This is a genomic window from Paenibacillus spiritus (assembly GCF_008710135.1).
GTDB classification, from domain to species: domain Bacteria; phylum Bacillota; class Bacilli; order Paenibacillales; family Paenibacillaceae; genus Paenibacillus_AQ; species Paenibacillus_AQ glufosinatiresistens.
Genome location: NZ_VYKK01000028.1, coordinates 122,865 through 148,440, shown reverse-complemented (window position 1 = coordinate 148,440; position 25,576 = coordinate 122,865). Strand labels below are relative to the sequence as shown.

Genomic DNA, 25,576 nt, shown 5'->3' with positions numbered 1-25,576 from the left:
TGCCGGCCCTTTACATTTACCGTCCACAATCCGGGTCACAGTTCACCTACAGGCGGGGCTTTTTATTTCGGCCATGTTTTGGCCACAATTGTAAGCGGAACCCTTAATGGAATTTTCAGAAATCAGGCGATCTGCGTTCAAACAAATTTCATTCATTTTCATGAAAAAATTGTGAAACACAGCGAATAATAATGAAAACGCATGTTAAGTTTTCGTCTTTTCCACATAAGGTGAAATGCTTAGGCAGGGATGATATAATAAACAGGATTTAGGGCCGGTTAACGGCCGGTGAGTACAATAAGGGCCGGAGGGACAAGCATATGGGCAAATTGGTGATCTGCGATCATCCGCTTATTCAACACAAACTGACATTTATCCGCGACGAGCGGACCAACACGAAGGAGTTCCGGGAACTCGTCGACGAGGTTGCAACACTGATGGCATACGAAATTACGCGGAGCATTCCGCTTGAGAACATGACCGTTCAGACTCCTGTCGCTCAGACGGAGAGCAAGGTAATTTCCGGACGGATGCTGGGGCTGATTCCGATTCTGCGCGCAGGTCTCGGCATGCTGGAGGGTGTCCTGAAGCTGCTGCCGGCGGCCAAGGTCGGCCATGTCGGATTGTTCCGTGATCCGGAGACCATGCAGCCGGTGGAGTACTACATCAAGCTGCCGACCGACGTTCAGGAGAGAGAGTTGATTGTGATCGATCCGATGCTCGCTACCGGCGGCTCCGCCATTGCGGCGATTACCTCGCTGAAGAACCGGGGCTGCACACAGATCAAGATGATGAACCTGATTGCTGCGCCTGAAGGCGTGGCTGCCGTTCAGGAAGCCCATCCTGACGTCGATATTTACGTAGCCGCTCTCGACGACCATCTGAATGAGCATGGGTACATCATTCCGGGTCTTGGCGATGCAGGGGATCGCCTCTACGGAACTAAGTAACGCAGCGATCCTCAGAAGCCGATAAAGCCGCCCTTCGAGGCGGAGGAAAGGAAGAATTATGTCCAAGCTTAGAGTAATGACCGTATTTGGCGTGCGTCCCGAAGCAATCAAGATGGCGCCGCTCGTGCTGGAGCTGAAGCGTCATCCCGAGCACATTGAGACTATCGTCTGCGTGACGGCCCAGCATCGTGAACTGCTCGATCAGGTGCTGGAGGTATTCGAGATCACGCCGGACTATGATCTGGACGTGATGAAGGACCGCCAGACGCTGAACGAGATCTCCATCCGGGTGCTGGAAGGACTGGAGCCGGTACTGCGGGAAGCCAAGCCGGACATTGTGCTGGTCCACGGCGACACGCTGACGACTTTCTTAGCCAGCTACGCCTCTTTCCTGCAGCAGATTCAGGTGGGGCATGTCGAAGCGGGCCTCCGGACCTGGAACAAACTTTCCCCGTATCCGGAGGAAATGAACCGTCAGCTGACAGGCGTTCTGGCCGATCTTCACTTCGCTCCGACCGACTGGTCGGCGGGAAATTTGAGACACGAGAATAAAAAAGAGTCAAGTATTTATATCACAGGCAACACCGTAACCGATGTGTTTCAATATACCGTACAGCCGGGCTACCGGCATCCGGTATTGGATTGGGCAGCCGGAAAAAGACTAATTCTGATGACGGCGCACCGCAGGGAATCACAAGGCGAACCGCACCGTCATATTTTCCGTGCCATCAAAAGAATCGCAGACGAGTTCGAGGACATCGCCATTTGCTATCCCGTACATCCAAGCCCGGCCGTCAAAGAGCCGGCGTACGAGATTCTGGGCAATCACCCCCGAATCAAGCTGATCGATCCGCTGGATGTCGTGGATCTGCATAATTTTTACCCGCATACCCACCTGATTCTGACCGACTCGGGCGGTCTTCAGGAAGAAGCGCCTTCCTTCGGCGTACCGGTTCTGGTACTGCGCGATACAACGGAGCGTCCGGAAGGAATCGAGGCCGGCACGCTGGAACTGGTGGGGACGGATGAAGAGAAGGTGTATCAACGGACACATGCTTTGCTGACGGATGAAGACCTCTATCAGTCGATGAGCCGGGCCGCCAACCCGTATGGAGATGGCAAAGCGTCGCAGAGGATTGTCAATGCGATTCTTCACCATTTCGGAGTTATTGAAGAGCGTCCCGAACAATTTAACAGAATGTTCACAAATAGCTTGAGCAAGGCAAATTCCTAATCGTAAGAGCCGCTTGTTTTACATACAGTGAAACTGTACGGTTTATATGGTTTTGGAACAAAATGCTGTGATTATTTTCATAATTTCAGCCCTCTGTGACGCCGCTTTCACTGCATTGACAAACTCTTGTAACATTCAGTAAAATGAATTGGAATTCCAAGGGTGGGGATTTTATGAATCAGCCAGGCCAGCCTGGAAGCGGCGATCCCAATACGGGGAAAGCGCTTAGAGCCATGGGCCTTGTAAGCGCAATTGGCGTTGATCTGGCAGGCTGTACGCTCGGAGGCTATTTTCTCGGAAGATGGGTCGGAGGCATGTGGGGAAACCCCGGTCTCTGGATCGGTCTGGGCGTATTATTCGGGATGCTGTCGGGCGCTGCAAGCATCTTCGCTGTAATCAAGAGAATGATGAGGGATATTGATGGATGATTCCGCAAAGTTAACCAGGTTGCTGACCATGAGCATTGCGGGAATCGCCGTGATCTGTCTCCTTGTGGCCGAGCTCATGCCGCATCGCCGGACCGTTTTTCATGGAGTAGTGCTTGGGGCGACGGTCAGCTGCCTCAATGTGCTGTACATGGGCTTCAAGATCAAGCAAATAGCCAATGCAGCCGCAGGGGGAGGGAAGAGAGCCTCGCTTGGATTCGGAGTCCGGATTGCGACTTCCATTCTGGCGATTCTGCTTCCGCTTGAGTACCCTCATTACTTTAATGAAGTTGCTGTCTGTGCGAGTCTTGTAGCCGGACAGTTTACCATTTTCATCGTAGGGTTTATCACTGTCTTTAATGAAGATCGAACTTCGCGGAGAGAAAGGGGTGAGAAACATGATACATGAGTCACCGGTTATTAATCTGTGGGGCCTGGATTTCGATCTGTCAATCGTGCTGATGCTGGTCGTCACCTGCGTTATCGTCTTTGTCCTCGCCCGTCTGGCTACCCGCAATCTGTCGGTGGAGAACCCCGGCAAGCTTCAGAATTTTATGGAATGGGTCGTTGAGTTCGTTCAGGGCCTAATCTCCAGTACAATGGATCTGAAGAAGGGCAAGCCATATCTGTCGCTGGGCATGACGCTCATCATGTTCATATTTGTAGCTAATTTGCTGGGCCTTCCGTTCGGGGTGGTTACCGAATATACGGATGCCAGCAAGGCCCACATCTTCGGGCATGAGATTGTCTCGGTTACAGAGAAACTGCATCAGGCCCAAATCGACAACCCCGGCGAAGAAGCTGAAGTCGGCGTCGCCTGGTGGAAATCTCCGACCGCCGATGCTTCCGTTTCGATTGGCCTGGCTCTGATGATCTTTGTGCTGGTGCATTTCCTGGGCATCACGAGGAACACCAAGAACTACTTCAAGCATTACTTGCAGCCGTTCTCCTTCTTCCTGCCCATCAATATCATCGAGCAGTTCTCCAAGCTGCTGACGCACGGCATGCGTCTATTCGGCAACATCTTTGCCGGCGAGGTGCTGATCTCCGTCATTATCAAGCTTGGAACCCTCAATCTGATTGGCGCGATTGCAGCGATTCCGCTGTTGATGGTCTGGCAGGGCTTCAGTATATTTGTCGGATCGATTCAGGCCTTCGTCTTCACGATTCTGACGTTTGTCTACATCTCGCAGTCGATTGACACGCACGAGGAACATTAGCTTCAAGACAGACGTCCGCAAGTTCGTCTGAATTCCAATACATCATTACACATCTAAGGAGGATTTATTAAAATGGGAGTTATGGCATATATCGCGGCAGCTATCGCGGTAGGTTTGGGCGCGCTGGGCGCCGGTATCGGTAACGGTCTGATCGTCAGCAAGACGGTAGAAGGTATTGCCCGTCAGCCAGAGGCGAAGTCCACTCTGCAGACAACGATGTTCATCGGTGTAGGTCTGGTTGAAGCCCTGCCAATTATCGGTGTAGTATTGGCGTTCATTTTCTACACAGGCGCATAAATAACCCATGCAATAGACTGGCGGGGAAGGCCACGGCCCTCCGCGCTTTCTTTTTTACCCTAAGAGAAGATAAAGAGCCGAATAACCGGTCGTACACGGCCGCATGTCATCGGAAAGGAGTGACCCACACGTGCATTTTTCAATCACATCTTTGGTGCTTGCGCTGATCGCGTTCCTGATTCTCTATTTCCTGCTTAACAAATACGCGTTCGGCCCGCTGTTCTCCGTTATGGAGAAGCGCCGGGAACTGGTACTGCAGCAAATCAACGAAGCTTCCCAGACGCGGGAGCAGGCGGTCGCTTATGTCGAAGAGCAAAAGCAGGCGCTGCAAGAAGCGCGCAAGGAAGCTTACGAGATCATTGAGCAGTCCAGACAGACGAGCAGCAAGCAGTCCGAGCAGCTGATCGAGCAGGCCAAGCTGGAAGCGGCCCGCCTTAAAGACGACGCTGTCCGCGATATCCAGAACGAGAAGAACAAAGCGGTCGAAGCTCTGCGCAGCGAACTGGGCGCCGCTTCGGTCAAGATTGCATCCAAGCTGCTGGAGAAGGAAGTGCAGCCTGACGCCGCTCAGGAACAGCTGGTCGATCAATACCTCAAAGAGGTTGGAGGCCGGTCATGAGCCAGGATGCGGTAGTCGCCAAGAGATACGCGAAGGCTCTGTTCGAGGTTGCTTTTGAAGAGAAGCGTACGCTTGAAGTAGAAGAAGAGCTGAAGAGTCTGGTGAATGCGCTGAATGCCGATTCCGACCTGCAGCGATTCATCGGAACGCCCAGGATCTCCGGGGAAGACAAGCTGGCTGTGTTGAAGAAGACGCTGGAAGGCAAGGTGTCGGGCCCGGTCCTGAACACGCTCGAACTGCTGGTACAGCGCGGCAGACTGGAGATCCTGAATGATCTTCTGGAGAGCTATCTCCGGATCGAAGGTGAAAGTCTGGGTATCGCCGACGCCGTGGTCTACTCGACCTACGAGCTGAACGAAGAAGAGAAGGCGGCCGTAACGGAGCGGTTCAGCGCGCTGTCCGGACGCAAAATCCGTATTACCAATGTAATCGACAAGAGCCTGCTCGGAGGACTGAAAGTTGTGATCGGCGATAAGCTGTACGATGGAAGCCTGTCCGGGAAGCTGGAACGTCTAGAGAAATCTTTTAACGACAAGCACAGAAGATAGGGGTGAACAAATTGAGCATCAGACCTGAAGAAATCAGCACTTTGATCAAAAGTCAGATCGAGCAGTACAAAGCCGATATCGAAGTAGCGGAAATCGGCACGGTTATTCAAGTCGGCGACGGGATCGCCCGCGTATACGGCCTGGAGAATGCCATGGCCGGAGAGCTGCTGGAATTCTCCAACGGAGTAGTGGGCATGGCGCTCAATCTGGAGGAGAGCAACGTCGGTGTCGTTATCCTCGGCGAATATTCGGAAATCCGTGAAGGCGATCAGGTAAAAAGAACCGGCCGCATCATGCAGGTGCCAGTCGGCGAAGCGCTGCTGGGCCGCGTAGTCAATCCGCTCGGCCAGCCGCTCGACGGCAAGGGTCCGATCGAGACGACCGAATTCCGTCCCGTTGAGAACAGCGCGCCGGGCGTAATCGACCGTAAATCGGTTCATGAACCGATGCAGACCGGTCTGAAAGCCATCGACGCGATGGTGCCGATCGGCCGCGGTCAGCGCGAACTGATCATCGGCGACCGTCAGACCGGTAAGACCGCCATCGCCATTGATGCCATCATCAACCAGAAGGGCAACGGCATGAAGTGTATCTATGTGGCCATCGGACAGAAACAGTCCACGGTTGCACAGGTTGTTGAAACGCTTCGCCGCCACGGTGCTCTGGATTACACCATCGTGGTTACGGCCTCGGCTTCCGAACCGTCTCCGCTGCTCTACATCGCTCCATATGCCGGCTGCGCAATGGGCGAATACTTCATGTACAAGGGCGAGCACGTTCTCGTTATCTATGACGATCTGTCCAAGCAGGCCGCCGCTTACCGCGAGCTGTCCCTGCTGCTCCGCCGTCCTCCGGGCCGCGAAGCCTTCCCGGGCGACGTCTTCTACCTCCACTCCCGTCTTCTGGAACGCGCTGCGAAGCTGAGCGACGAACTCGGCGGCGGCTCGCTGACGGCTCTGCCGTTCATCGAGACCCAGGCTTCCGACGTATCGGCTTACATTCCGACGAACGTCATCTCGATTACCGACGGGCAGATCTTCCTGGAATCGGACCTCTTCTATTCCGGCCAGCGTCCGGCTATCAACGTCGGTATCTCGGTATCCCGCGTAGGCGGTTCCGCCCAGATCAAGGCGATGAAGAAGGTTGCCGGCTCGCTCCGTCTGGATCTGGCCCAATACCGCGAACTTCAGGCATTCTCGCAGTTCGGCTCCGACCTCGACAAATCGACGCAGGCCCGTCTGAACCGCGGCGCCCGCATGATGGAAATTCTGAAGCAGGGAACCGGCCAGCCGCTTCCAGTTGAGCATCAGGTGATCAGCTTGTACACAGCGGTTAAAGGCTTCCTCGACGATATTCCGGTGAAGGACGTCAGACGTTTCGAGAAGGAGTTCCTTGCCTATGTGGCCAGCAACGCCTCCGAAATCATCCAGTCGATCACCGATACGAAGGATCTAACAGCCGACAATGAAGCTGCGCTGAAGGACACCATCGAGAAGTTCAAGAAAGGCTTTGCTGTAAGTTAAGCCTTATCCATACTCTATCATTAACCGATCTTCCCGCGGTTCATTCGGATCCGGGCTGCGGGCAGAACCCGGATTATAATGCTTGTCAGATTACGCTTACGAAGCCAGCTTTGGCTTCGCCAAAGCACAGATTATGCTTACGAAGCCAGCTTTGGCTTCGCCAAAGCTTTGAGGTGGTGAAAACATGGCAAGAAGCATGCGTGACATCAAACGCCAAATCAAGAGCGTTCAGAATACGAGACAGATCACCAAGGCGATGGAAATGGTTGCCGCCTCCAAGCTGAGAAAGGCGCAGGAGAAAGCGGAAGCTTCCCGCCCTTACGCGGAGAAGCTGAAGGAAGTGGTGGGCAGCATCGCTTCGGGCACCACGGGAGTCCAGCATCCGATGCTGGTCAGCCGTCCGGTGAAGAAGACGGGTTACATTATCATCACCTCCGACCGGGGTCTTGCGGGCGGATATAACGCCAACCTGCTGCGCAAGGTCACCCAGACCCTCGCCGAACGGCACGCTTCCAAGAGCGAATACGGTCTGTTCGTGATCGGGCGGAAAGGCCGCGATTTTCTGCGCCGCCGGGACTACCCGATTCTGGAGGAAATTACGGAGCTGTCGGATACGCCAAGCTTCGCCGACATTAAGTCGATCGCCTATTCGGCAGTCGGCCAGTTCGAGGAAGGCAAGCTGGATGAAGTCTATATCTGCTACAGCCAGTTCATGAACGCCATCAGCCAGGTTCCGACCGTGGAGCGTCTGCTGCCGATGGAGCCGCAGAGCGCGGCGAAGCCGCAACCGGGTACTTTGCAGGCCGGCTATGAGTATGAGCCTTCTCCGGAAGGCGTGCTTGAAGTGCTGCTGCCGAAGTATGCCGAGACGCTGATCTACAGCGCGGTCCTCAACGGCAAGGCAAGCGAGCTGGGCGCGAAGATGACGGCCATGGGCAGCGCGACGAAGAATGCATCGAAGATGATCGGCGATCTTACGCTGACCTATAACCGGGCCCGTCAGGCGGCCATTACACAGGAAATTACGGAAATCGTGGCCGGCGCCAACGCGCAGGGCTAGTTCGCCTTCACGCCCCGGGCTAAGGGGCGTACAGGGCAAGCGGGGCCGGCGGTTGCGCCGCCCTTTCTTTTTGAAGATACGAGGAGGGGAACAATTCAATGAATAAAGGACGCGTAGTCAGCATTATGGGTCCGGTCGTCGATATCGAATTCGAACGCGGCCAGCTGCCCGAAATTTTCAACGCGATCACGATCCAGGCCACTCCCGAGAGCGGCCGTCACAGCGATCTGACGCTGGAAGTGTCCAATCACCTGGGCGATAACCTGGTTCGCTGCATTGCCATGTCCTCCACGGACGGATTGGTCCGCGGACTGGATGCCATCGACCAGGGAAGCCCGATCTCGGTTCCGGTCGGCGAAGCCACGCTGGGGCGCGTGTTCAATGTACTGGGCAACCCGATCGACAACGGCGAAGCGATGGGTCCGGTTCAGAAGAACCCGATCCACCGTCAGGCTCCAACCTTTGATGAGCTGTCTACCCAGGCTGAGATTCTGGAGACCGGCATCAAGGTAATCGACCTGCTGGCTCCTTACGCCAAGGGCGGTAAGATCGGCCTGTTCGGCGGCGCCGGCGTAGGCAAGACCGTTACGATCCAGGAACTGATCAACAACATCGCCCAGGAGCACGGCGGGATCTCCGTGTTCGCCGGCGTCGGCGAACGTACTCGCGAAGGAAACGACTTGTACCATGAAATGACGGACTCCGGCGTTATCAAGAAGACGGCGATGGTGTTCGGACAGATGAATGAACCGCCGGGCGCGCGCCTGCGCGTGGCACTGACGGGTCTGACGATGGCGGAATACTTCCGCGATGTAGAAGGACGCGACACGCTGCTGTTCATCGACAACATCTTCCGCTTCACGCAGGCGGGTTCCGAAGTATCCGCCCTGCTCGGCCGCATGCCGTCCGCGGTAGGTTACCAGCCGACGCTGGCTACCGAAATGGGCCAATTGCAGGAACGGATCACTTCCACCAAGAAGGGCTCCGTTACTTCCATCCAGGCCATCTACGTGCCTGCCGATGACTATACCGACCCGGCTCCGGCTACGGCGTTCGCTCACTTGGATGCAACGACCAACCTGGAGCGTAAAATTTCCGAGAAGGGCATCTTCCCGGCCGTGGACCCGCTGGCTTCCAGCTCGCGTATCCTCGCTCCGGAGATTGTCGGCGAAGAGCACTACAATGTCGCTCAGGGCGTGAAGCAGCTGCTTCAGCGCTACACCGAGCTTCAGGACATTATCGCCATCCTCGGTATGGACGAATTGAGCGAAGAAGACAAGCTGATCGTGGCCCGTGCCCGTAAAGTCGAACGCTTCCTGTCCCAGCCATTCCATGTTGCGGAACAGTTCACCGGATTCAAAGGCAAATATGTGCCGATCAAGGAGACGGTTCGCAGCTTCAAGGAAATTCTGGACGGCAAGCATGACGATCTGCCCGAAGCCGCCTTCCTGTTCGTTGGAACGATCGAAGAAGCCGTGGAGAAAGCGAAAACGTTGTAATCCGGAGGCTCATGCCCCGGGCGCATAGGTAAAGCGGTTAGGAGGAATGGGAAGTGAACACCTTTTTGCTTGAAATCGTCACGCCGGATCACCTGGTCTACTCCAAGCGGGTCAACAGCCTTAGCGTGGTTGGCGCCGAAGGGGAACTGGGCATTCTGCCGGGACACGTTCCGCTGGTGACTCCGCTCCGGGTCGCGCCAATGACCATCAAGTCGGAAGAAGGCACGACAACGCTCGCCGTTCATGGCGGTTTTCTCGAAGTGCATAAAGACAAGGTAACCGTTCTCGCAGAGAGCGCCGAGCTGCCCGCCGAGATTGATCTGGAACGGGCCGAGGCGGCCAAGGAACGCGCGCAGCGCCGTCTTCAGTCCCGCGGCAAGATGGACGAGGTCGATCACCGCCGGGCCGAGCTGGCTCTCCAGCGGGCGGTTACACGGATTAAAGTGTCCTCCCGTAGTGGACACCACTAAAAACAGGAGCAGTCTCGCCTTGGGCGGGGCTGCTTTTCATTTTGTCATCAGAAATTAAGGGGAGACGCAAGGAATTCTCTGTTAAGAACGAGCCGGAGTGAGAAGGAGAAGGCAGCAGCTGATGTCAGATTGTAATTGCTGACTGGACATTGATGCTAGATAGCGTTTACAAGTAACAAGTTGCTTAAATATTTGTAAAAGTACTGGATTCTTTCTTGAAGCGCAAGTATGATATAAGAGTCGATTTGCGACAGGCATAGACAAGGGGGTTCCCATGGAAGAGAATTTAGCCACCGAGCTGTCGAACACGACGGGTGCCGCCGGCATTCTGTCCATGGCCGTATCGCTGCTCTGTGTGGCCATCGCATGGTGGTCCTTGCAGAACCTCAAGCTGGATACGATCATAAGATATCCCAAGAGCTCTCAAGGGCGGCTTCTCCATCTGCTGCTTGCGATCGTGCTGGGACACTTTGTGGCAAACTTCCTGCTGGATTACCTGGGCTGGAGCCTGCAAATGCGCCGCCTGTTTTAAGATGCGAAGGTTCGGTTATTAATGTCTTAAGCTATAGAGCCAAGTCATTCGCCGAATAATAACGATTTCAATGGCAAACACTGAACGAAAAGCAGCACTCCTTCGGGGAGTGGCCGCGGCGGCGGACGCGGAAGACGCTGAACTTGATACGGAGTAATGACACAAGCTACAATGAAAATAATGGACGCGGAGGGAACGAAGAAGATGAGCAAATTTATCGTCCGCGGCGGCAGAAAATTGACCGGAAGCGTAAAGGTAAGCGGCGCTAAAAACTCTGTATTACCGATCATAGCCGCCTCTCTATTGGCAGAAGAAGGAGTCAGCGTCATCATCGACGCACCTCCGCTCGATGATGTGATGACCATCAGCAGAGTACTCGAATCTCTGGGTGCGGGCGTTACATATTCCAATGATGTAATTGAAGTGGATGCACGCGAACTGGCGACCTGTGAAGCACCTTATGAGTGGGTGCGGAAAATGCGGGCTTCTTTTCTCGTAATGGGACCTCTTTTGTCCCGATTGGGCCGGACGCGTATTTCGCTGCCCGGCGGCTGCGCCATCGGCACCCGGCCGATTGACCAGCACTTGAAAGGTTTTGAAGCGCTGGGCGCGGAGATCAGTCTGGGCCAAGGCTTCATCGAAGCCCGGAGCCACGGAAGACTGCGCGGTGCCAAAGTGTATCTGGATGTCGCCAGCGTCGGCGCGACGGAGAATATTATGATGGCGGCGGCACTTGCCGAAGGCGTAACCACGATCGAGAACGCCGCCAAGGAACCGGAGATTGTCGATCTCGCCAACTATTTGAACAGCATGGGCGCGATCGTCCGCGGCGCAGGCACCGGCGTCATCCGGATCGAAGGCGTAGAGCGCCTTCACGGCGTGCGGCACACGGTCATTCCGGACCGGATCGAGGCCGGCACCTACATGGTGGCTGCCGCGATTACGGGCGGCGACGTCTATGTGGAGGGCGCAATTGCCGATCATCTGGGCCCGGTTATCGCCAAGATGGAGGAAATGGGCGTCACGATCCTTCCCGATGAGAACGGGGTGCGGGTAATCGCCGACAAGCCGCTGAAAGCGGTAGATCTTAAGACCCTTCCTTACCCGGGTTTCCCGACGGATATGCAGTCCCAGATGATGGCGCTGCTGCTTCGCTCGGAGGGAACCAGCGTAGTGACGGAGACGGTCTTCGAGAACCGCTTCATGCATGTCGATGAATTCCACAACATGAACGCCGAGATCAAGATTGAGGGCCGTTCGGCCATTATTACCGGCGGGGCACAGCTCGTCGGGGCCAAGGTATGTGCGACCGACCTGCGTGCGGGAGCGGCCATGATTCTGGCCGGACTCGTAGCCGAAGGCACCACCGAAGTCAGCGGTACACATCATATTGATCGCGGCTATGTACATCTGGCCGAGAAGCTTCAGGGCCTCGGCGCCGATATCTGGCGCATCTCGCTGGAGGAGAAGGCGACCGAAATCGGAAGCAAGCCGGAGACGGCGAAGGTCGAGGCAGCCGCTGCCCAGGCCGAGGAGATCGTTCCGCTATTTCAGGTTCAGCCTACCTTGGGCTGAGAGCTTCTATGGCAGACATCCCTATAACTTTGTTATATAAGACGGGACCTTAGGGTCCCGTTTTTTTTTGTGCGCGGGCCGAAGCTTGTTCCGTTACAGGGTTCTGTCCTGCCTCCTAATCTCATAACTATGAGTATACGGATGAATTGAGGCAAGGAGGATGAACCCGAATGAAAGAGTTCCGCCGCCGTTACCCTTACGGCCGGGGCGCGCGCCGCTTCGCGCCCGCGGCCCTGGCGGCGGCGCCGCTGCTTGCGGCGCTGCTGCTGCCGCTGGCCGTGGTGCCGCTGCGGCACCACGCGCCGGCTCCGCTGCCGCCCGCGCCTGCGGCGGCGCCCTCTCCGGCTGCGGACGAAGCCGCGCAGCCGGAGGTATCCGTCTATTTGTCGCGGAGCGGACAAATGGAGACGCTGCCGCTGGAAGACTACGTCAGCGGCGTGGTTGCGGCCGAGATGCCGGCCGACTTCGCGCTGGAAGCGCTGAAGGCCCAGGCTATCGCCGCCCGCACGTTCATTGTCCGCCGGCTGCGGTCCGGCGACCACAGCGGCGCGCCGGTTCCGGAGGCCGATGTCACCGACACGGTCAGCCACCAGGCTTATATCTCGCGGGCCGTCTTGAAGCGGGACTGGGCCAGAAGAGGCAGGAATGCCGACCTGGCGAAGATCCGCCGCGCTGTCCGGGAGACGCGGGGCATTGTGATGACGTACCGCGGAGAGCCGATCACGGCGTCTTTCTTCGCTTCCAGCGGGGGATATACGGAGAATTCGGAGGATTACTGGAAGGCGACGATTCCCTATCTGCGCAGTGTCGCGAGTCCCTGGGACAAGGAGCTGGCTCCCAACTACACGGTGACCGTCACCTTCAGCCGCGAGGAGCTGCGGGAGAAGCTGGGCCTGTCGGCTGTTCGGGCAGGGGCCGAGGCCCTGGGGAACGCCGGGACTCCGGAGAATTCCGGGTCCGCCGGCGCGTCCGCCTCCGCCGCCGCGGGCGTCAAGACCCGGCATCGTCTCACGGGACTGCGCGGGCTGTCCGCCGCCGGCGCGGCTCCGCAGCTCCGGCTGGAGGCTGTGACCGCCGGCAAGCGGGTCAAGGCCGTCGAGATCGACGGCGTAACCTTCACCGGCCGCGAGGTGCGCGAGAAGCTGGGACTCCGTTCCAGCCAGTTCACCTGGAAGCTTACGCCAGACGGCATAGCCATTACTTCTTACGGCAGCGGCCATGGGGTCGGAATGAGCCAGTGGGGCGCGAACGGGATGGCGCTGGAGGGATCGACAGCGACCATGATTCTCGAACACTACTACACGGGAATCGGCTTTGCCCAAGTCTCGACTCTTTTGAAAAAATAACGTGAAAGAAACGTATAAATGCCCAAACCCCGGTAACACTGGTTACTGAGGTGATGAGCAAAATGAATGAAAATCAAACAAACAAACCGTCCCAGGAGGAATCTCTCAAACCTAAATCGGGAGAAACCAAGCATCAGCCTTCCACCTGGAACAAAATGTTGTCCAGACGCTGGGTGTTCCCGGCGGTGTATACGGCGGCAGCGGCTATCATTCTAACGTTGGTGTGGGTCTACCAGGACGCCGGCACGCAGACGCCGAAGACCGACACCGCCGCTGTAGTCTCGCAGGATGTCGGAGGAATGCAGTCCGGAAGCGCCGACGTCAAGACGCCGGATCAGGACGCCGCTCCGGTAGTAGCCTCGGCCGAGAATCTGGCATGGCCGGTCGCAAGTCCGGGCGAGATTGAAGTCGTGAAGCCGTATTACGACCAGAATGGTACGGATGAGAATCACGTTCAGGCCATGGTTCAGAGCGGCGACACGTTCATGACGAACAACGGCATTGACCTGGCCCGCAAGGACAATCAGGAGTTCGACGTCAAGGCGGCCCTGAGCGGCAAGGTAACCCGGGTCGAAGATGTGCCGGTGCTCGGAAATGTCATTGAAGTTACGCATGACGGCAATCTGAAGACGGTATACCAGAGCGTCGGCGAGGCCAAGGTTAAGGTCGGCGACGAAGTCAAGCAGGGCGAGACGCTGGCAGCCGCCGGACGCAACGAACTGGAGAAGGATCTCGGAAACCACCTGCACTTTGAAGTGTACGAGAACGGCAAGGTCGTCAATCCTGCGGATCTGCTTCCGCAAAAATAAGTCTGCCCGGCCAGGAGCACGCCGCTCCTGGCTTTTTTGCGCAAACCGGAGGTAGGCGTCAAGTCTCGGTTAAACGGGACTATCCGACGGTTGTCCGGCAAATTAAATGGGTCTGTCCCGGCCTGTCTGGTCCGCAAAGCGCGAATATCTAGGCCCGCCCCTCATATAATGTACCAAACTATCCACAGTTGGGAGGCGGGAGCGTGCACGATTACATCAAGGAACGGACGATCAAAATCGGACGCTGCATCGTGGAAACCAGGCACACGGTCCGGACCATAGCCAAAGAATTCGGGGTTTCCAAAAGTACGGTGCACAAGGACCTGACCGAGCGTCTGCCGGAGATCAACCCGGATCTGGCCGATCAGGTGAAGCACATTCTCGAATATCACAAGCAGGTCCGCCATCTTCGGGGGGGAGAAGCCACCAAAATCAAATACAAAAAGTCGACCGGAAAGAAACGGGAAGTGGCAGTGGCGGCAAAGTCGTAAACTTTTGCATTTTTCGGCGGTTTTCCAGGGTTCTTGCATTGTATCCGTCCCCTAAAGTATGGTATTTTTAAATTTGGTATCAACCTCGGTTAATCCAATTAAAATAATACTTTGGGGGCTTTTTCATTATGCTTAGCAAGGATATCGGAATCGATCTCGGCACGGCTAATGTGCTTATACATGTTAAGGGAAAAGGAGTCGTGCTGGATGAGCCTTCCGTGGTTACGCTGGAAAGCGACACCAAGAAGGTCCTTGCGGTAGGCGAACAGGCCCGCCGGATGGTCGGGCGCACACCGGGCAATATTATGACTATCCGTCCGCTTCGCGACGGAGTCATCGCCGATTTTGAAATTACGGAAACGATGCTCAAATACTTCATCGACCGGGTTGGCGGCCGGAGCTGGTACGCGCGTCCCCGCATTCTGATCTGTGCCCCCACGAATATTACGTCCGTTGAACAGAAGTCGATCCGGGAAGCGGCTGAACGCAGCGGCGCCAAGGAAGTCTTTATGGAAGAAGAACCCAAGGCGGCTGCCATCGGAGCCGGTATGGATATTTATCAACCGAGCGGCAATATGGTCGTCGATATCGGCGGCGGAACGACGGATGTGGCCGTACTCTCTATGGGCGACGTCGTGACCGCCTCCTCCATCAAGATTGCGGGGGACAAGTTCGATGAGGCCATTTTAAAATATATCAAGCAGAAGTATAAGCTTCTGATCGGGGAACGGACGGCCGAGGATGTCAAGCTGGCCATCGGCAACGTGCGCCCTGGCGGCATGAAGGCGGAGATGGATATCCGCGGCCGCGATATGGTATCGGGACTGCCGCTGACGCTGACCATCTCCGCCGAAGAGGTGCAGGAAGCGCTGTGGGACCCGGTCTCTTCCATTGTTGCGGCGGCGAAGTCGGTACTGGAGCGGACACCGCCGGAGCTGTCGGCGGACATCATCGACCGCGGCGTTGTGCTGACCGGAGGCGGGGCGCTGCTGAACGGATTGGACGAGCTGCTCGCCGAAGAGCTGCATGTTCCGGTGTGGGTTGCGGAAGATCCGATGCACTGCGTGGTCAAAGGCACGGGAATCATGCTCGATCATTTGGACAAAGTCGTTAAGAAAAAGTTCTGACCAGCCGATATATACCTGTAGCAAAGGAGTGATCCTCATGATTCGAGGTTTATATACGGCTGCTGCCGGGCTTGTGACCCAGCAGCGCAGACATGACACGGCGACCCAGAATATCGCCAACCTGAATACGACCGGATACAAGCAGGTCGACAGCGTGAGCCATTCCTTCCCGGAAGCGATGATTACGGCCATGCAGGGCGGCGTTCGCCAGCCGATCGGCAAGCTGAACACAGGGGTGTTCGCGGAACAGGCGATTAACCAGTACCGGCAGGGCGATCTGATCGAGAGCGGCAAATCCACGGACTTCGCGCTCGCCGGCGAACTGGAGGCCGTCGATCCGGCCACGGGCCAGAATATTGTTTTTGATGCGACAGGCAAATTCATTAATGACCAGGGCGAGGTCAAGTACCGGCCGCAGGCATTCTTTGCGCTGCAGGACGCCAGCGGCCGGGCGCTGTACACCCGGAACGGAAGCTTCGCCGTCACGGCGGCGGGCGAGGTGCTGAGCAGCGAGGGATACCGGGTGCTCGGCGCCGACGGGCAGCCGCTGACGCTGAAGGGCGATGCGCTGAACGTTGCGGACGGCGGCCTTCGCGTGGACGGACAGGGCCGGATTCTGGACAAGACCGGACGGCCTTCGGGCGCAGCGATCGGCATCAGCGTGGTGGACAACCCCGAGAAGCTGGTCCGGGACGGCAGCGGTGTCTACCATGCCGAAGACGGAGCCGGAGTACGGCAGCCGACGACCGCTGACAATATTGATCTGCGCCAGGGCTATGTTGAAGGCTCCAATGTTGACGCGACCCAGGTCAGCGTCGATCTGAATGCCGCTTATCGCGCCTATGAAGCGAATCAGAAGCTGATTCAGATCTATGACACCAGCCTGCAGAAGACGGTCAACGAAGTCGGCCGAGTATAAGGGAGGAACGGGTAAATGAACAACTCCACCATCAGCGCGCTGGTCTCGATGAGCGCCATGCAGCAGCGGCTGGATCTGATCGCCGATAATATCGCCAACCTGAACACGGCCGGCTACAAGACCAAGGAATCCTCGTTCGAGGATACGCTGACCCGAGTCCAGCAGCAGTCCAAGGATTATCAGATGGACGGCCGGGCTACGCCGCTGGGCTTCAATCTGGGATTTGGCAGTCAATTGTCGCTGCGCGGAGCGAACTGGGAGCAGGGAGCGATGCAGGAGACGGGCAATCCGACCGATCTGGCGCTGCAGGGGAACGGGCTGTTTGCCGTGTCGGTAGGCGGAACCACTACTTATACCCGTCAGGGGGATTTTCACTTTGAACCCGATTCCGCCAATGCCGGCCGGATGCGTCTGGTGGACAACAGCGGGAATGCGGTTCTGAACACGGCGGGGGCGCCGGTTACGGTGCCGGTTGGGGTGGACGCTGCCATCAACGAGAAGGGCCAGGTGCTGACCAAGCGGGGCGAGAACGAGCCGGCGGTGGTTGCTTCCACGCTGAAGATTGTCGCTCCGCGGACCGAGAACGTTCTCCAGGCGGTCGACGGCAGCCGGTTCGTGCTGGCCGCCGGGCTGACCGAAACGCAGGCCTTCAGCGCGGCCGGTAATGCGGCGGTCGACGATCCGGCATCGGGCGTCGGCGTCCGCTCGGGGTATCTGGAGCAGTCGAACGTGGATCTTGGCAAGCAAATGTCCGAATTAATGATGGTCCAGCGTAATTATCAGCTGGCCGCCCGGGCGCTTTCCTCCGGGGACCAGATGCTGGGCCTCGCCAACACTATGCGCGGGTAGGTGATGCAATGAGCCGTCAGGCTGAAGAACAGGTCAAGGACGGGGAACCGCCGCAGAAGCGGCGCAAGCGTTCGGCCTGGAAGATCATCCAGTGGTTCCTGATTCCCCTGCTGCTGATTGCCGCCCTCGGCGGCGGCCTCGTTACCGGATACGTGGTAATGGGCAAGAAAGAGATCGCCGATGTGTTCCAGTGGAGCACATGGCGGCATGTGTATGATCTGGTCTTTGCCTCCTGAGGCAAAGCATTCCGTGAAGCGGACTCCCTTGTGCATTTCCTGTGCAAAGGGAGTTTTCTTTTTGTTCAAGGAATGGGTATAATGAGGGGGACTGTCAACGCAAAAGGGCCCTCTTGGCGAAGGCCCCTTATTTTAACCTCCACTTCTGCAGCGGGTGAAGGATATCTGTTATTCTTGCCTGCTCGGACGCTGTTTATGCATGCCTGTGAATGGGGAAGGAGTTATCGTCACATGATGGATGTCAATCAGATTCAAGAGATTATTCCGCACCGGCCGCCGTTTCTTCTGGTGGACAAGATTATCGAGATCGAGATGGGCAAGCGGGCTGTCGGTCTCAAGAATGTAACGGTGAACGAGCCGTTCTTTACCGGACATTTTCCCGGTTATCCGGTAATGCCCGGCGTCCTGATCGCTGAAGCGCTGGCCCAGGTCGGCGCCGTCGCCATTCTTGGCGTAGAGGCCAACCGCGGCAAAATCGGTTTTCTGGCCGGACTGGACGGTTTCCGTTTCCGGGGACAGGTGGTGCCCGGGGATACGCTGACGCTTGAAGTGGAGATTACCCGGCTAAAAGGCAGCATCGGCAAGGGAAGTGCGGTTGCCAAGGTTGGAGACAAGAAAGTGGCCGAAGGCGAGATTATGTTTGCTCTGAATTAGACCATAGAGATGAAGGAGAGATTCTGATGACTGAACTTAGTCCAAAAGCTGCTGAGACTCTGGAGCGATGGCTGCAGGACGCATCCGTGGACGAAGAGACGAAGGCGGAATTGCGTGCCTTGGAGAATGACCCGAAGGAGCTGGAAGAGCGCTTCTACCGGGATCTGGAATTCGGTACGGGAGGACTCCGCGGCGTCATCGGCGCGGGAAGCAACCGCATCAACCGCTATACCGTGGGCCGGGCGACGCAGGGCTTTGCCCAATTCATTCTGGAGAGTCATTCGGGAGAAGGACGCCCGTCAATCGTCATTGCCCATGATTCGCGGCGTTTCTCGCCGGAATTCGCGCTGGAAGCGGCGCTGGTGCTGGCCGGCAACGGGATCAAGGCGTATCTGTACCCCTCCCTGCGTTCCACGCCGCAGCTCTCGTTCAGCGTCCGCCATTTGAAGGCGACCGGCGGCATTGTCATCACCGCTTCTCATAATCCGCCGGAGTATAACGGTTACAAAGTGTACAACGCCGAAGGCGGACAGCTGGTACCGCACGAAGCGGAGAAAGTTATTTCCTACATATTCCAGGTTGATTCCTTCGACGCCGTCAAGCGGATCACCCGGGAAGAAGCGGAAGCCGCCGGCCTCCTGGAATGGCTGGGCGAACGCGAAGACGAAGCGTATGCAGATACGGTTGCAGCCGTAAGCGTGGGCGCCGAAGAAATCCGGAACACTCTGGGCGGGGACTTCAAAATTGTCTACACGCCGCTGCACGGCACCGGCAATCTGCCGGTCCGGCGCGTGCTGGAGAAGGTGGGCTTTACTCAGGTAACCGTTGTTCCCGAGCAGGAACAGCCGGATTCCGAATTCTCGACAGTAAAGTCGCCGAATCCGGAGGAACGGGAGGCCTTTACGCTCGCCATGAAGCTTGGCGAGGAGATTGGCGCGGATCTCTTGATCGGAACCGATCCGGATGCCGACCGCATGGGCGCCGTGGTGCGTGACAACGAAGGCAAATTCGTCGTCCTCTCCGGCAACCAGTCCGGCGCCATCATGATCTACTACTACCTCAGCCGTTTGCAGGAGCAGGGCAAGCTTCCGAAGAACGGCGCCGTCGTCAAGACGATTGTTACGAGTGAAATGGGCGCCGCCGTCGCCGAACATTTCGGAGCCACCGTGTTCAATACGCTGACCGGCTTCAAATATATCGGCGAGAAGATGACCCAATTCGAAGCGTCCGGCGAATACACGTATTTGTTCGGATATGAAGAGAGTTACGGCTACCTGGCCGGCGGCTACGCGCGGGACAAGGATGCGATTGTCGCCTCGATGTTGATCGCCGAAGCCGGCGCCTACTATAAGGCGCAGGGGAAGACGCTGTACGATGTGCTCCAGGAACTGTATGCCAAGTTCGGTTATTTCCTGGAGAGCCTGGAGTCGCGGACGCTCAAGGGCAAGGACGGCGTCGCCCAAATTCAGGGCATTATGACCGACTGGCGGAGCAACCCGCCGACCGAGATCGCCGGGGCTTCCGTTCGCGAAGTGCTGGATTATTCGCTCGGTCTTGACGGTCTGCCGCAGGAGAATGTGCTGAAATATCTGCTGTCCGACGGCTCCTGGTTCTGCCTGCGTCCGTCCGGCACCGAGCCGAAGATTAAGGTTTACTTTGCCGTTCGGGGCAGCTCTGTCGAGGATGCGCGCAGCAAGGTGGCTGCCCTTTCCGGGGAAGTCATGGCGCGCGTCGACCGTCTTTCCTAAAGCGGAAACGTCACGAAATATAGAACCTGTTAGGAACACTCAAAGTCTGGTGCGCCGCTGCGGTTTGTCGGCGTCACCGGACTTTGTGCCTGAAATGACAAGCAAGCTGTAAGATAAGCAGTCCTGAAGTGGAAGGACAAGCTTCGCGAGGAGGAACCTGAAGTGTTGCAGAAATGGCAGCAATGGAATATCGCTTCACGTAAATGGCTCTGGATTCTGGTGATTATCGGCGTGATCTCTGCGCTGTTCGTCGCTAATGACCGACTGAAGACGGAACGGTCGTCCAAGACCGTGGAATTCGTCTTTGATTACCGGGATTTGACGGAGGCGGCCAGTTACCGGGCCAATCCGCAGGATTACGCAGCCGAGCAGCTGGACCGCCTGAAGGCGGCCGGCGTCGGCAGTGTCGCCGTGTACGAGAGCACGCTCGAAGATTACCGGAAGGCGCGCCGGGCGATGTTCTGGGGAGCTCAGGATATTGCGAACCTGACCGACAGCGTCATTCCGGAGAATGAGAATTATACGTACGTGCTGTTCACCAGCGCAGCCAACTACGACGCTCTGGCGTCGGGCATCCGCGACACGTTCGAACGTCTGGATATTCCCGTCACCAACTGGACCTTCCGCGGCCAGCGGGGGCTCATCATCCGGACGCCGCTGGAGGACGCACTGCTCAAGCCGATTGCGCCCGATCCGGTGACGTTGGAGATGCTGCACCAGAAGGGCTTCCGGATCGTTCCCCGTATGGTGGACTCGCTCCCATACGATGAAGCTTCGATGGAGAAGCTGTTCGACCTTTATCAGAGTCTCGGGGTGACCCGCGTTCTGTTCGAGGGCGAATCCGTTAAGGGCTTCAACGACGATCAGGACCAGGGCAGTCTTGCGGCCTTTGGCAATCTGCTGAAGAAACACGGCATCGGCATCGCTGCCATTGAGAACATTAAGCAGCAGCAGAAGGGGTTCTCCAAGCTGGCGTACAGGCTGGATTACAATGTAGTCCGCCTTTATTCCCTGAGCGAGAAAGACTCTTCCATCAGTGCGCAGACCATCGCTGACCGGTTCGCGCTTGCAACCAAAGACCGGAATATCCGCATGCTCTATCTGAATACCGCGCCGGCCCGCAACACGGCCAAAGCTCAGGTAACCGACAGCATCGACAACCTGATCAAGAGCCTGGAGGGACCGGACGGAGCCATCGCCAAAATCGAAGGCAACGGCTTCACCATCGGTCCGGCGACCGCGTTTGACGTTGCCGATTCTTCCTTGCAGCGCTACTTCAAGCTCGTAGCCGTTATCGGGGCCGTCGCGCTGATCGCGCTGATGATTTCGTACTTCGTGCCGTGGTTGACGCTCCCGGCCTGGGCGCTGGGCCTTGTGGGCAGCGCAGGCTTGTACGTGCTCAAGCCGGTGCTGTTCGAGCAGGCGCTCGCCCTGCTGGCCGCCATCAGTGCGCCGACCGTGGCAGTCGTACTGGCAATCCGGCGATTGAACCGGATGGGGCCGCCCCTTGTGCGCAAAGACGGCACCGGCGCACGGATATCGTCCTCTTTCGCGGCAGAGAGCCCTTTGCAGCGTCTGGGCCGCACTCTGGCGCTCTATGTGCAGACGGCTGTCATTTCGCTGTGCGCTGTACCGTTCGTCATTGCTCTGCTGAACAATATTACCTACAGCCTGGTGCTGAATCAGTTCCGGGGCGTGAGCCTTCTGCATCTGGCGCCGATTGCGCTGGTGGCGCTGTACGCCCTGCTGTACCGCGGCGAGTTCGTGCTGAATCAGACCGGCAGACTCCTCCGGACGCCGATCAACCTGGCTATGGTGCTCGCGGTAGGCGTTCTGGGCATCATCGGGATGTATTACCTGAGCCGTACCGGCAACAGCGGGAGCGCATCCTCGGTGGAACTCAGCTTCCGGACGTTCATGGAGAATACGTTCGGGGTCCGTCCTCGAAGCAAAGAGTTCCTGCTGGCGCATCCGTTCTTCATTCTGGGCGGCTTCCTGGCCCTGAAATACCGGAATGCGATCTTCCTGATGGTCGTCGCCGTTATCGGCCAGCTGTCGATGGTGGACACCTTCGCCCATATTCATTCCCCGATCAAGATTTCGATTGTGCGCGATCTGCTCGGTCTGGGCCTCGGTCTTGTCCTGGGTCTCGTGCTGGTGCTGGCTTGGCAAATTGTTGAAGGGTGTTGGAGAAAATGGTCGCCCCTGCTTACCAGATAGTGCTGTCCGGCTATTACGGCTACCGCAACAGCGGGGATGAAGCGGTGCTTCAGTCCATTCTGATTGCGCTGGACCGCTGGTCGCGGGAGCTCGGCGTGCAGATTGTGCCCGTTGTGCTCTCTGGCGATCCCGCCTGGACAACCGCCGCCTATGGCGTCCGCGCGGTGCCCCGGATGTCGCTCGGCGAAGTGCGCCGGGCGATTGCGGAGAGCGACGCGCTGATCAGCGGAGGCGGCAGTCTCCTTCAGGATGTTACCGGCGCCAAAAGCATCCCGTATTATCTGGGCGTCATTAAGCTGGCCCAGATGCTGGGCAAGCCAAGCTTTGTCTATGCCCAGGGCATCGGCCCGGTTAACCGGAAATGGTTCTATCCGATGATTCGCTCGGTGTTCCGCCGCTGCAAGCTGATCTCGGTGCGGGACGAGCAGTCCCGGGCTCTGCTGTTGTCGATGGGACTGAGAGCGGAGGATGTCCAGGTCGTTCCCGATCCGGTCATGGGATTGAAGCTTCCCGGAGAGGAGGACGGCGGGAAGATTTCCCGCACTCGCCCGTCCGAAGAGGCGATTCCTTGCATCGGCGTTTCCGTCCGCTTCTGGGAGAAGGACCGGCGGGAGCTGGAGGCGATAGCCGACGGCCTGCGCCAGGCTTGTCAGTCTCGGCCCCTGCACATCCGCTTTCTGCCCTTCCATGTCCCGTCCGACGTTGAGGCTTCCCGGTACTGCATGGAGCGTCTCGGGGAAGTTCCGATGGCAAGCGGAGGAAGCGTCAGCATCGCCGAGCCGGATGACCGTCCCCAGTCCATGCTGCGGGAAGTCGGGGAGTGCAGTCTTCTGCTCGGCATGAGACTGCACAGTCTGATCTATGCCGCGGGACGGCGGGTGCCGGTTATCGGAATTTCATATGACCCGAAGATCGACCATTTCCTGAGCCGTCTGTATGTGAAGCCGGTCGGAACCACGGAGTCGCTGGACGCCGATCTGCTCGGTGAAGAAGTGCTCCGGCTGCTGGAACACGGAACGGAGTGGCTGGTGGAGCGTGAGGAACGAATCGCTGCGCTGGTTCGCGAAGCCGAAGCTCCGGCCCGATATATCGTTGATTATTTTCGTCGCAAAGGGTGATACCAAAGTGAAAAACAACGGCTATGTGCCTGCAGTACCGATATTCGGCATTCCCGTATCCAAGATGAACATGGAAGAGACGGTTGAGTATTTGAAAGAGGCGGTTCAGTCCCGCCGTCCCCACCATGTCATTACCGCGAATCCGATCATGGTAATGACAGCGCTGGAGAATCCGGCTTACATGTCGGTTATGACTTCCGCGGAGCTTGTCGTTCCCGACGGAACCGGGGTAGTGTGGGCGGCAGCCAAGGGCGGGGAACCGGTTCGGGAACGCGTGGCAGGGTTCGATCTTTTACATGAATTAATGAAGGCTGGAGAACACTATCATTGGAAAGTGTACCTTCTGGGCTCCACCTCCGAAGTGATTCAGGAGACGGCAAGACGGTTACAATTGCAGTATCCGGGGGTCGTGATCGCCGGCTATCATGACGGGTTCTTCGGGCCGGCGGAGGATGACGAAGTCGTCGCTGAGATTGTACGGGCCGAACCGGATCTCCTGTTCGTCGCCCGGGGCGCTGACACCCAGGAGCCCTGGATCTGCAAGTACAAGGAGCAGCTCGGCATCCCGGTTATGATGGGGGTCGGGGGAAGCTTCGATATCATTTCCGGCAAGTCCAAACGGGCTCCGATTGCCTTCCAGAAATTGCGTCTGGAATGGTTCTACCGGCTTCTTAAAGAGCCGACCCGCTATAAAAGAATGCTTGCGCTGCCGAAATTCGCAGTAAAAGTGCTGCGGGAGAAAGATACAGTAACGAAACGCGGCTAAAACCCGCGTTTTTTCTGAAAATAAACAAAAAACCGCCGATTTGGGCTATTGGATTTGACAAAACAACGGCGTATAATTCATTGCGGTAGAGAAATGGGGGTCGACTGAACCAATGTTAATGATTTACATCGCCGGATTTATCGTCTGCATGGGACTGGCTCTGTGCCTCACGCCGCTCGTCAAGCAATTCGCCATCAAGATTGGCGCGACGGATGTGCCGAATGCGCGGAAAGTGCATACGAAGATTATGCCGCGCCTCGGTGGGCTAGGTATTTTTCTGGCGTTTGTATTGGGCCTGTTGGCCGTATCGCCTTTTATCCCGTATGATTTTTCCGCTCGGGAATTGGACTTCGTTCAAGCGCTGCTCAGCGGCGGCGGCCTGATCGTGCTTCTCGGCGCGCTGGACGACCGGTTTGAGCTGTCGGCCAAGGTCAAGCTCCTTGGACAGATTGCGGCAGCCTGCATCGTCGTATTCGGATTCGATATTACAGTGGACTTTGTAAACATTCCATTTAACAACAGCTATTCTTCGCTAGAGAGCTGGGTTGCTATTCCGCTGACAATCTTCTGGATTGTCGGCGTGACGAACGCCGTTAACCTGATTGACGGGCTGGACGGGCTGGCGGCCGGCGTATCCGGCATCGCCATCGCCACAATGGCAACGATGGCCTTTATTATGGGCAATGTGATGGTGGCGATGCTGTGCCTGCTGCTGCTCGGCAGCATTGTAGGATTTCTGTTCTTTAACTTTCATCCGGCCAAAATCTTCATGGGCGATACCGGCTCGCTCTTCCTCGGCTTCTGTCTCGGCATGCTGGCGCTGCTTGGCTTCAAACAGATTGCCGTTGTGTCCTTTATTACGCCGCTCTTGATTATCGGCGTTCCGCTGTCCGATACCTTCTTTGCGATTGTACGCCGGAAGCTGCAGAAGAAACCGATCTTTGCTCCGGATAAAGGCCATCTGCATCACTGCCTGCGGGAGCTGGGATTCAGCCACCGCCAGACGGTGCTCATTATTTATGGCATTGCCGCTTTCTTCGGCGTACTGGCCGTGATTCAATCCTCTTCGGCGCTTTATGAAGCGAACTGGGTGACCTTCGTCGTCATCTGCATTATGCTCTTCTTCCTGCAGATCGGCGCGGAAGTTATCGGACTGGTCGGACAGACGAAGAAGCCGCTTTTAAGTTTTCTTTCGAGAGTATTCATGAAGGTCAGCCCCGAGAAGGGGTCTAAATCTTAATTTTCCAGCCTGGATGTACTAAGGCTGACCATGAAGCCTCGCTCCTGACAGGAGCGAGGTTTTTTGGTATTTCCCTAATCATTGATTTGCCCCCTTCCGAT

At 57.0% G+C, this 25,576-nt stretch carries 28 protein-coding genes; all 28 read left to right on the top strand.

Annotated features, from left to right (window positions below; genetic code table 11):
- Positions 1 to 189, top strand: a 189-nt coding sequence (locus F4V43_RS19920; RefSeq protein ID WP_223879947.1) for a hypothetical protein, incomplete at its 5' end; no start/stop codon positions are given.
- 131 nt (positions 190 to 320) lie between these two features.
- Entirely contained in the window at positions 321 to 950 is a 630-nt protein-coding gene (gene upp / locus F4V43_RS17405; RefSeq protein ID WP_150459527.1) for a uracil phosphoribosyltransferase, read from the top strand.
- A 58-nt stretch (positions 951 to 1,008) separates the two neighbouring features.
- Entirely contained in the window at positions 1,009 to 2,184 is a 1,176-nt protein-coding gene (wecB, locus tag F4V43_RS17400; RefSeq protein WP_150459526.1) for a non-hydrolyzing UDP-N-acetylglucosamine 2-epimerase, read from the top strand.
- A gap of 173 nt (positions 2,185 to 2,357) precedes the next feature.
- The gene (locus F4V43_RS17395) at positions 2,358 to 2,612 is read left to right on the top strand and encodes an AtpZ/AtpI family protein (protein ID WP_150459525.1); all 255 of its coding nucleotides are present in this window, start codon (positions 2,358 to 2,360) and stop codon (positions 2,610 to 2,612) included.
- Positions 2,605 to 3,018, top strand: a complete 414-nt coding sequence (locus tag F4V43_RS17390; protein ID WP_150459524.1) for an ATP synthase subunit I — start codon at positions 2,605 to 2,607, stop codon at positions 3,016 to 3,018. The genes F4V43_RS17395 and F4V43_RS17390 overlap by 8 nt, the downstream gene beginning before the upstream one ends.
- On the top strand, positions 3,008 to 3,829 hold the full coding sequence (atpB, locus tag F4V43_RS17385; protein WP_150459523.1) for a F0F1 ATP synthase subunit A: 822 nt from the start codon (positions 3,008 to 3,010) through the stop codon (positions 3,827 to 3,829). The genes F4V43_RS17390 and atpB overlap by 11 nt, the downstream gene beginning before the upstream one ends.
- Before the next feature lie 72 nt (positions 3,830 to 3,901).
- Positions 3,902 to 4,126: a F0F1 ATP synthase subunit C gene (gene atpE / locus F4V43_RS17380; RefSeq protein ID WP_310550782.1), complete on the top strand. Its 225-nt coding sequence runs from the start codon at positions 3,902 to 3,904 to the stop codon at positions 4,124 to 4,126.
- 130 nt (positions 4,127 to 4,256) lie between these two features.
- Positions 4,257 to 4,745: a F0F1 ATP synthase subunit B gene (gene atpF / locus F4V43_RS17375; protein WP_150459521.1), complete on the top strand. Its 489-nt coding sequence runs from the start codon at positions 4,257 to 4,259 to the stop codon at positions 4,743 to 4,745.
- Positions 4,742 to 5,293, top strand: a complete 552-nt coding sequence (locus F4V43_RS17370; RefSeq protein WP_150459520.1) for a F0F1 ATP synthase subunit delta — start codon at positions 4,742 to 4,744, stop codon at positions 5,291 to 5,293. Before atpF ends, F4V43_RS17370 begins: the two co-directional genes overlap by 4 nt.
- A gap of 11 nt (positions 5,294 to 5,304) precedes the next feature.
- On the top strand, positions 5,305 to 6,816 hold the full coding sequence (atpA, locus tag F4V43_RS17365; protein WP_150459519.1) for a F0F1 ATP synthase subunit alpha: 1,512 nt from the start codon (positions 5,305 to 5,307) through the stop codon (positions 6,814 to 6,816).
- Between the two features lie 184 nt (positions 6,817 to 7,000).
- Positions 7,001 to 7,876 (top strand): ATP synthase F1 subunit gamma, encoded by an 876-nt coding sequence (gene atpG, locus F4V43_RS17360; RefSeq protein WP_150459518.1) that lies wholly within the window; start codon positions 7,001 to 7,003, stop codon positions 7,874 to 7,876.
- Between the two features lie 98 nt (positions 7,877 to 7,974).
- A complete protein-coding gene (atpD, locus tag F4V43_RS17355; RefSeq protein ID WP_150459517.1) occupies positions 7,975 to 9,375 on the top strand; it encodes a F0F1 ATP synthase subunit beta in 1,401 nt (466 codons plus the stop codon).
- 53 nt (positions 9,376 to 9,428) lie between these two features.
- Positions 9,429 to 9,845 (top strand): F0F1 ATP synthase subunit epsilon, encoded by a 417-nt coding sequence (locus F4V43_RS17350; protein WP_150459516.1) that lies wholly within the window; start codon positions 9,429 to 9,431, stop codon positions 9,843 to 9,845.
- A gap of 274 nt (positions 9,846 to 10,119) precedes the next feature.
- Complete coding sequence (locus tag F4V43_RS17345; protein WP_150459515.1) at positions 10,120 to 10,377, top strand: DUF1146 family protein; 258 nt, start codon at positions 10,120 to 10,122, stop codon at positions 10,375 to 10,377.
- Positions 10,378 to 10,581: 204 nt separating this feature from the next.
- Entirely contained in the window at positions 10,582 to 11,952 is a 1,371-nt protein-coding gene (murA, locus tag F4V43_RS17340) for a UDP-N-acetylglucosamine 1-carboxyvinyltransferase (protein WP_150459514.1), read from the top strand.
- Between the two features lie 170 nt (positions 11,953 to 12,122).
- Entirely contained in the window at positions 12,123 to 13,298 is a 1,176-nt protein-coding gene (locus F4V43_RS17335; RefSeq protein WP_150459513.1) for a SpoIID/LytB domain-containing protein, read from the top strand.
- A gap of 53 nt (positions 13,299 to 13,351) precedes the next feature.
- Positions 13,352 to 14,107 carry a M23 family metallopeptidase gene (locus tag F4V43_RS17330; protein WP_150459512.1) on the top strand — a complete coding sequence of 252 codons (756 nt, stop codon included), beginning with the start codon at positions 13,352 to 13,354 and terminating at the stop codon, positions 14,105 to 14,107.
- Positions 14,108 to 14,310: 203 nt separating this feature from the next.
- Positions 14,311 to 14,598 carry a sporulation transcriptional regulator SpoIIID gene (gene spoIIID / locus F4V43_RS17325; RefSeq protein ID WP_150459511.1) on the top strand — a complete coding sequence of 96 codons (288 nt, stop codon included), beginning with the start codon at positions 14,311 to 14,313 and terminating at the stop codon, positions 14,596 to 14,598.
- Between the two features lie 128 nt (positions 14,599 to 14,726).
- The gene (locus F4V43_RS17320; protein WP_150459510.1) at positions 14,727 to 15,725 is read left to right on the top strand and encodes a rod shape-determining protein; all 999 of its coding nucleotides are present in this window, start codon (positions 14,727 to 14,729) and stop codon (positions 15,723 to 15,725) included.
- Positions 15,726 to 15,762: 37 nt separating this feature from the next.
- Complete coding sequence (locus F4V43_RS17315; RefSeq protein WP_150459509.1) at positions 15,763 to 16,644, top strand: flagellar hook-basal body protein; 882 nt, start codon at positions 15,763 to 15,765, stop codon at positions 16,642 to 16,644.
- Positions 16,645 to 16,659: 15 nt separating this feature from the next.
- Positions 16,660 to 17,493: a flagellar hook-basal body protein gene (locus tag F4V43_RS17310; RefSeq protein ID WP_150459508.1), complete on the top strand. Its 834-nt coding sequence runs from the start codon at positions 16,660 to 16,662 to the stop codon at positions 17,491 to 17,493.
- A gap of 8 nt (positions 17,494 to 17,501) precedes the next feature.
- Positions 17,502 to 17,729 carry a DNA-directed RNA polymerase subunit beta gene (locus F4V43_RS17305; protein ID WP_150459507.1) on the top strand — a complete coding sequence of 76 codons (228 nt, stop codon included), beginning with the start codon at positions 17,502 to 17,504 and terminating at the stop codon, positions 17,727 to 17,729.
- A 231-nt stretch (positions 17,730 to 17,960) separates the two neighbouring features.
- Positions 17,961 to 18,383: a 3-hydroxyacyl-ACP dehydratase FabZ gene (fabZ, locus tag F4V43_RS17300; protein ID WP_150459506.1), complete on the top strand. Its 423-nt coding sequence runs from the start codon at positions 17,961 to 17,963 to the stop codon at positions 18,381 to 18,383.
- Positions 18,384 to 18,409: 26 nt separating this feature from the next.
- The gene (locus tag F4V43_RS17295; RefSeq protein WP_150459505.1) at positions 18,410 to 20,131 is read left to right on the top strand and encodes a phospho-sugar mutase; all 1,722 of its coding nucleotides are present in this window, start codon (positions 18,410 to 18,412) and stop codon (positions 20,129 to 20,131) included.
- Positions 20,132 to 20,293: 162 nt separating this feature from the next.
- Positions 20,294 to 22,351, top strand: a complete 2,058-nt coding sequence (locus tag F4V43_RS17290) for a DUF5693 family protein (protein WP_150459504.1) — start codon at positions 20,294 to 20,296, stop codon at positions 22,349 to 22,351.
- The gene (csaB, locus tag F4V43_RS17285) at positions 22,327 to 23,469 is read left to right on the top strand and encodes a polysaccharide pyruvyl transferase CsaB (protein ID WP_150459503.1); all 1,143 of its coding nucleotides are present in this window, start codon (positions 22,327 to 22,329) and stop codon (positions 23,467 to 23,469) included. Before F4V43_RS17290 ends, csaB begins: the two co-directional genes overlap by 25 nt.
- 64 nt (positions 23,470 to 23,533) lie before the next feature.
- Positions 23,534 to 24,235 (top strand): WecB/TagA/CpsF family glycosyltransferase, encoded by a 702-nt coding sequence (locus F4V43_RS17280; protein WP_150459537.1) that lies wholly within the window; start codon positions 23,534 to 23,536, stop codon positions 24,233 to 24,235.
- 112 nt (positions 24,236 to 24,347) lie between these two features.
- Positions 24,348 to 25,475: a glycosyltransferase family 4 protein gene (locus tag F4V43_RS17275; protein WP_150459502.1), complete on the top strand. Its 1,128-nt coding sequence runs from the start codon at positions 24,348 to 24,350 to the stop codon at positions 25,473 to 25,475.
- Positions 25,476 to 25,576: the final 101 nt, after the last annotated feature.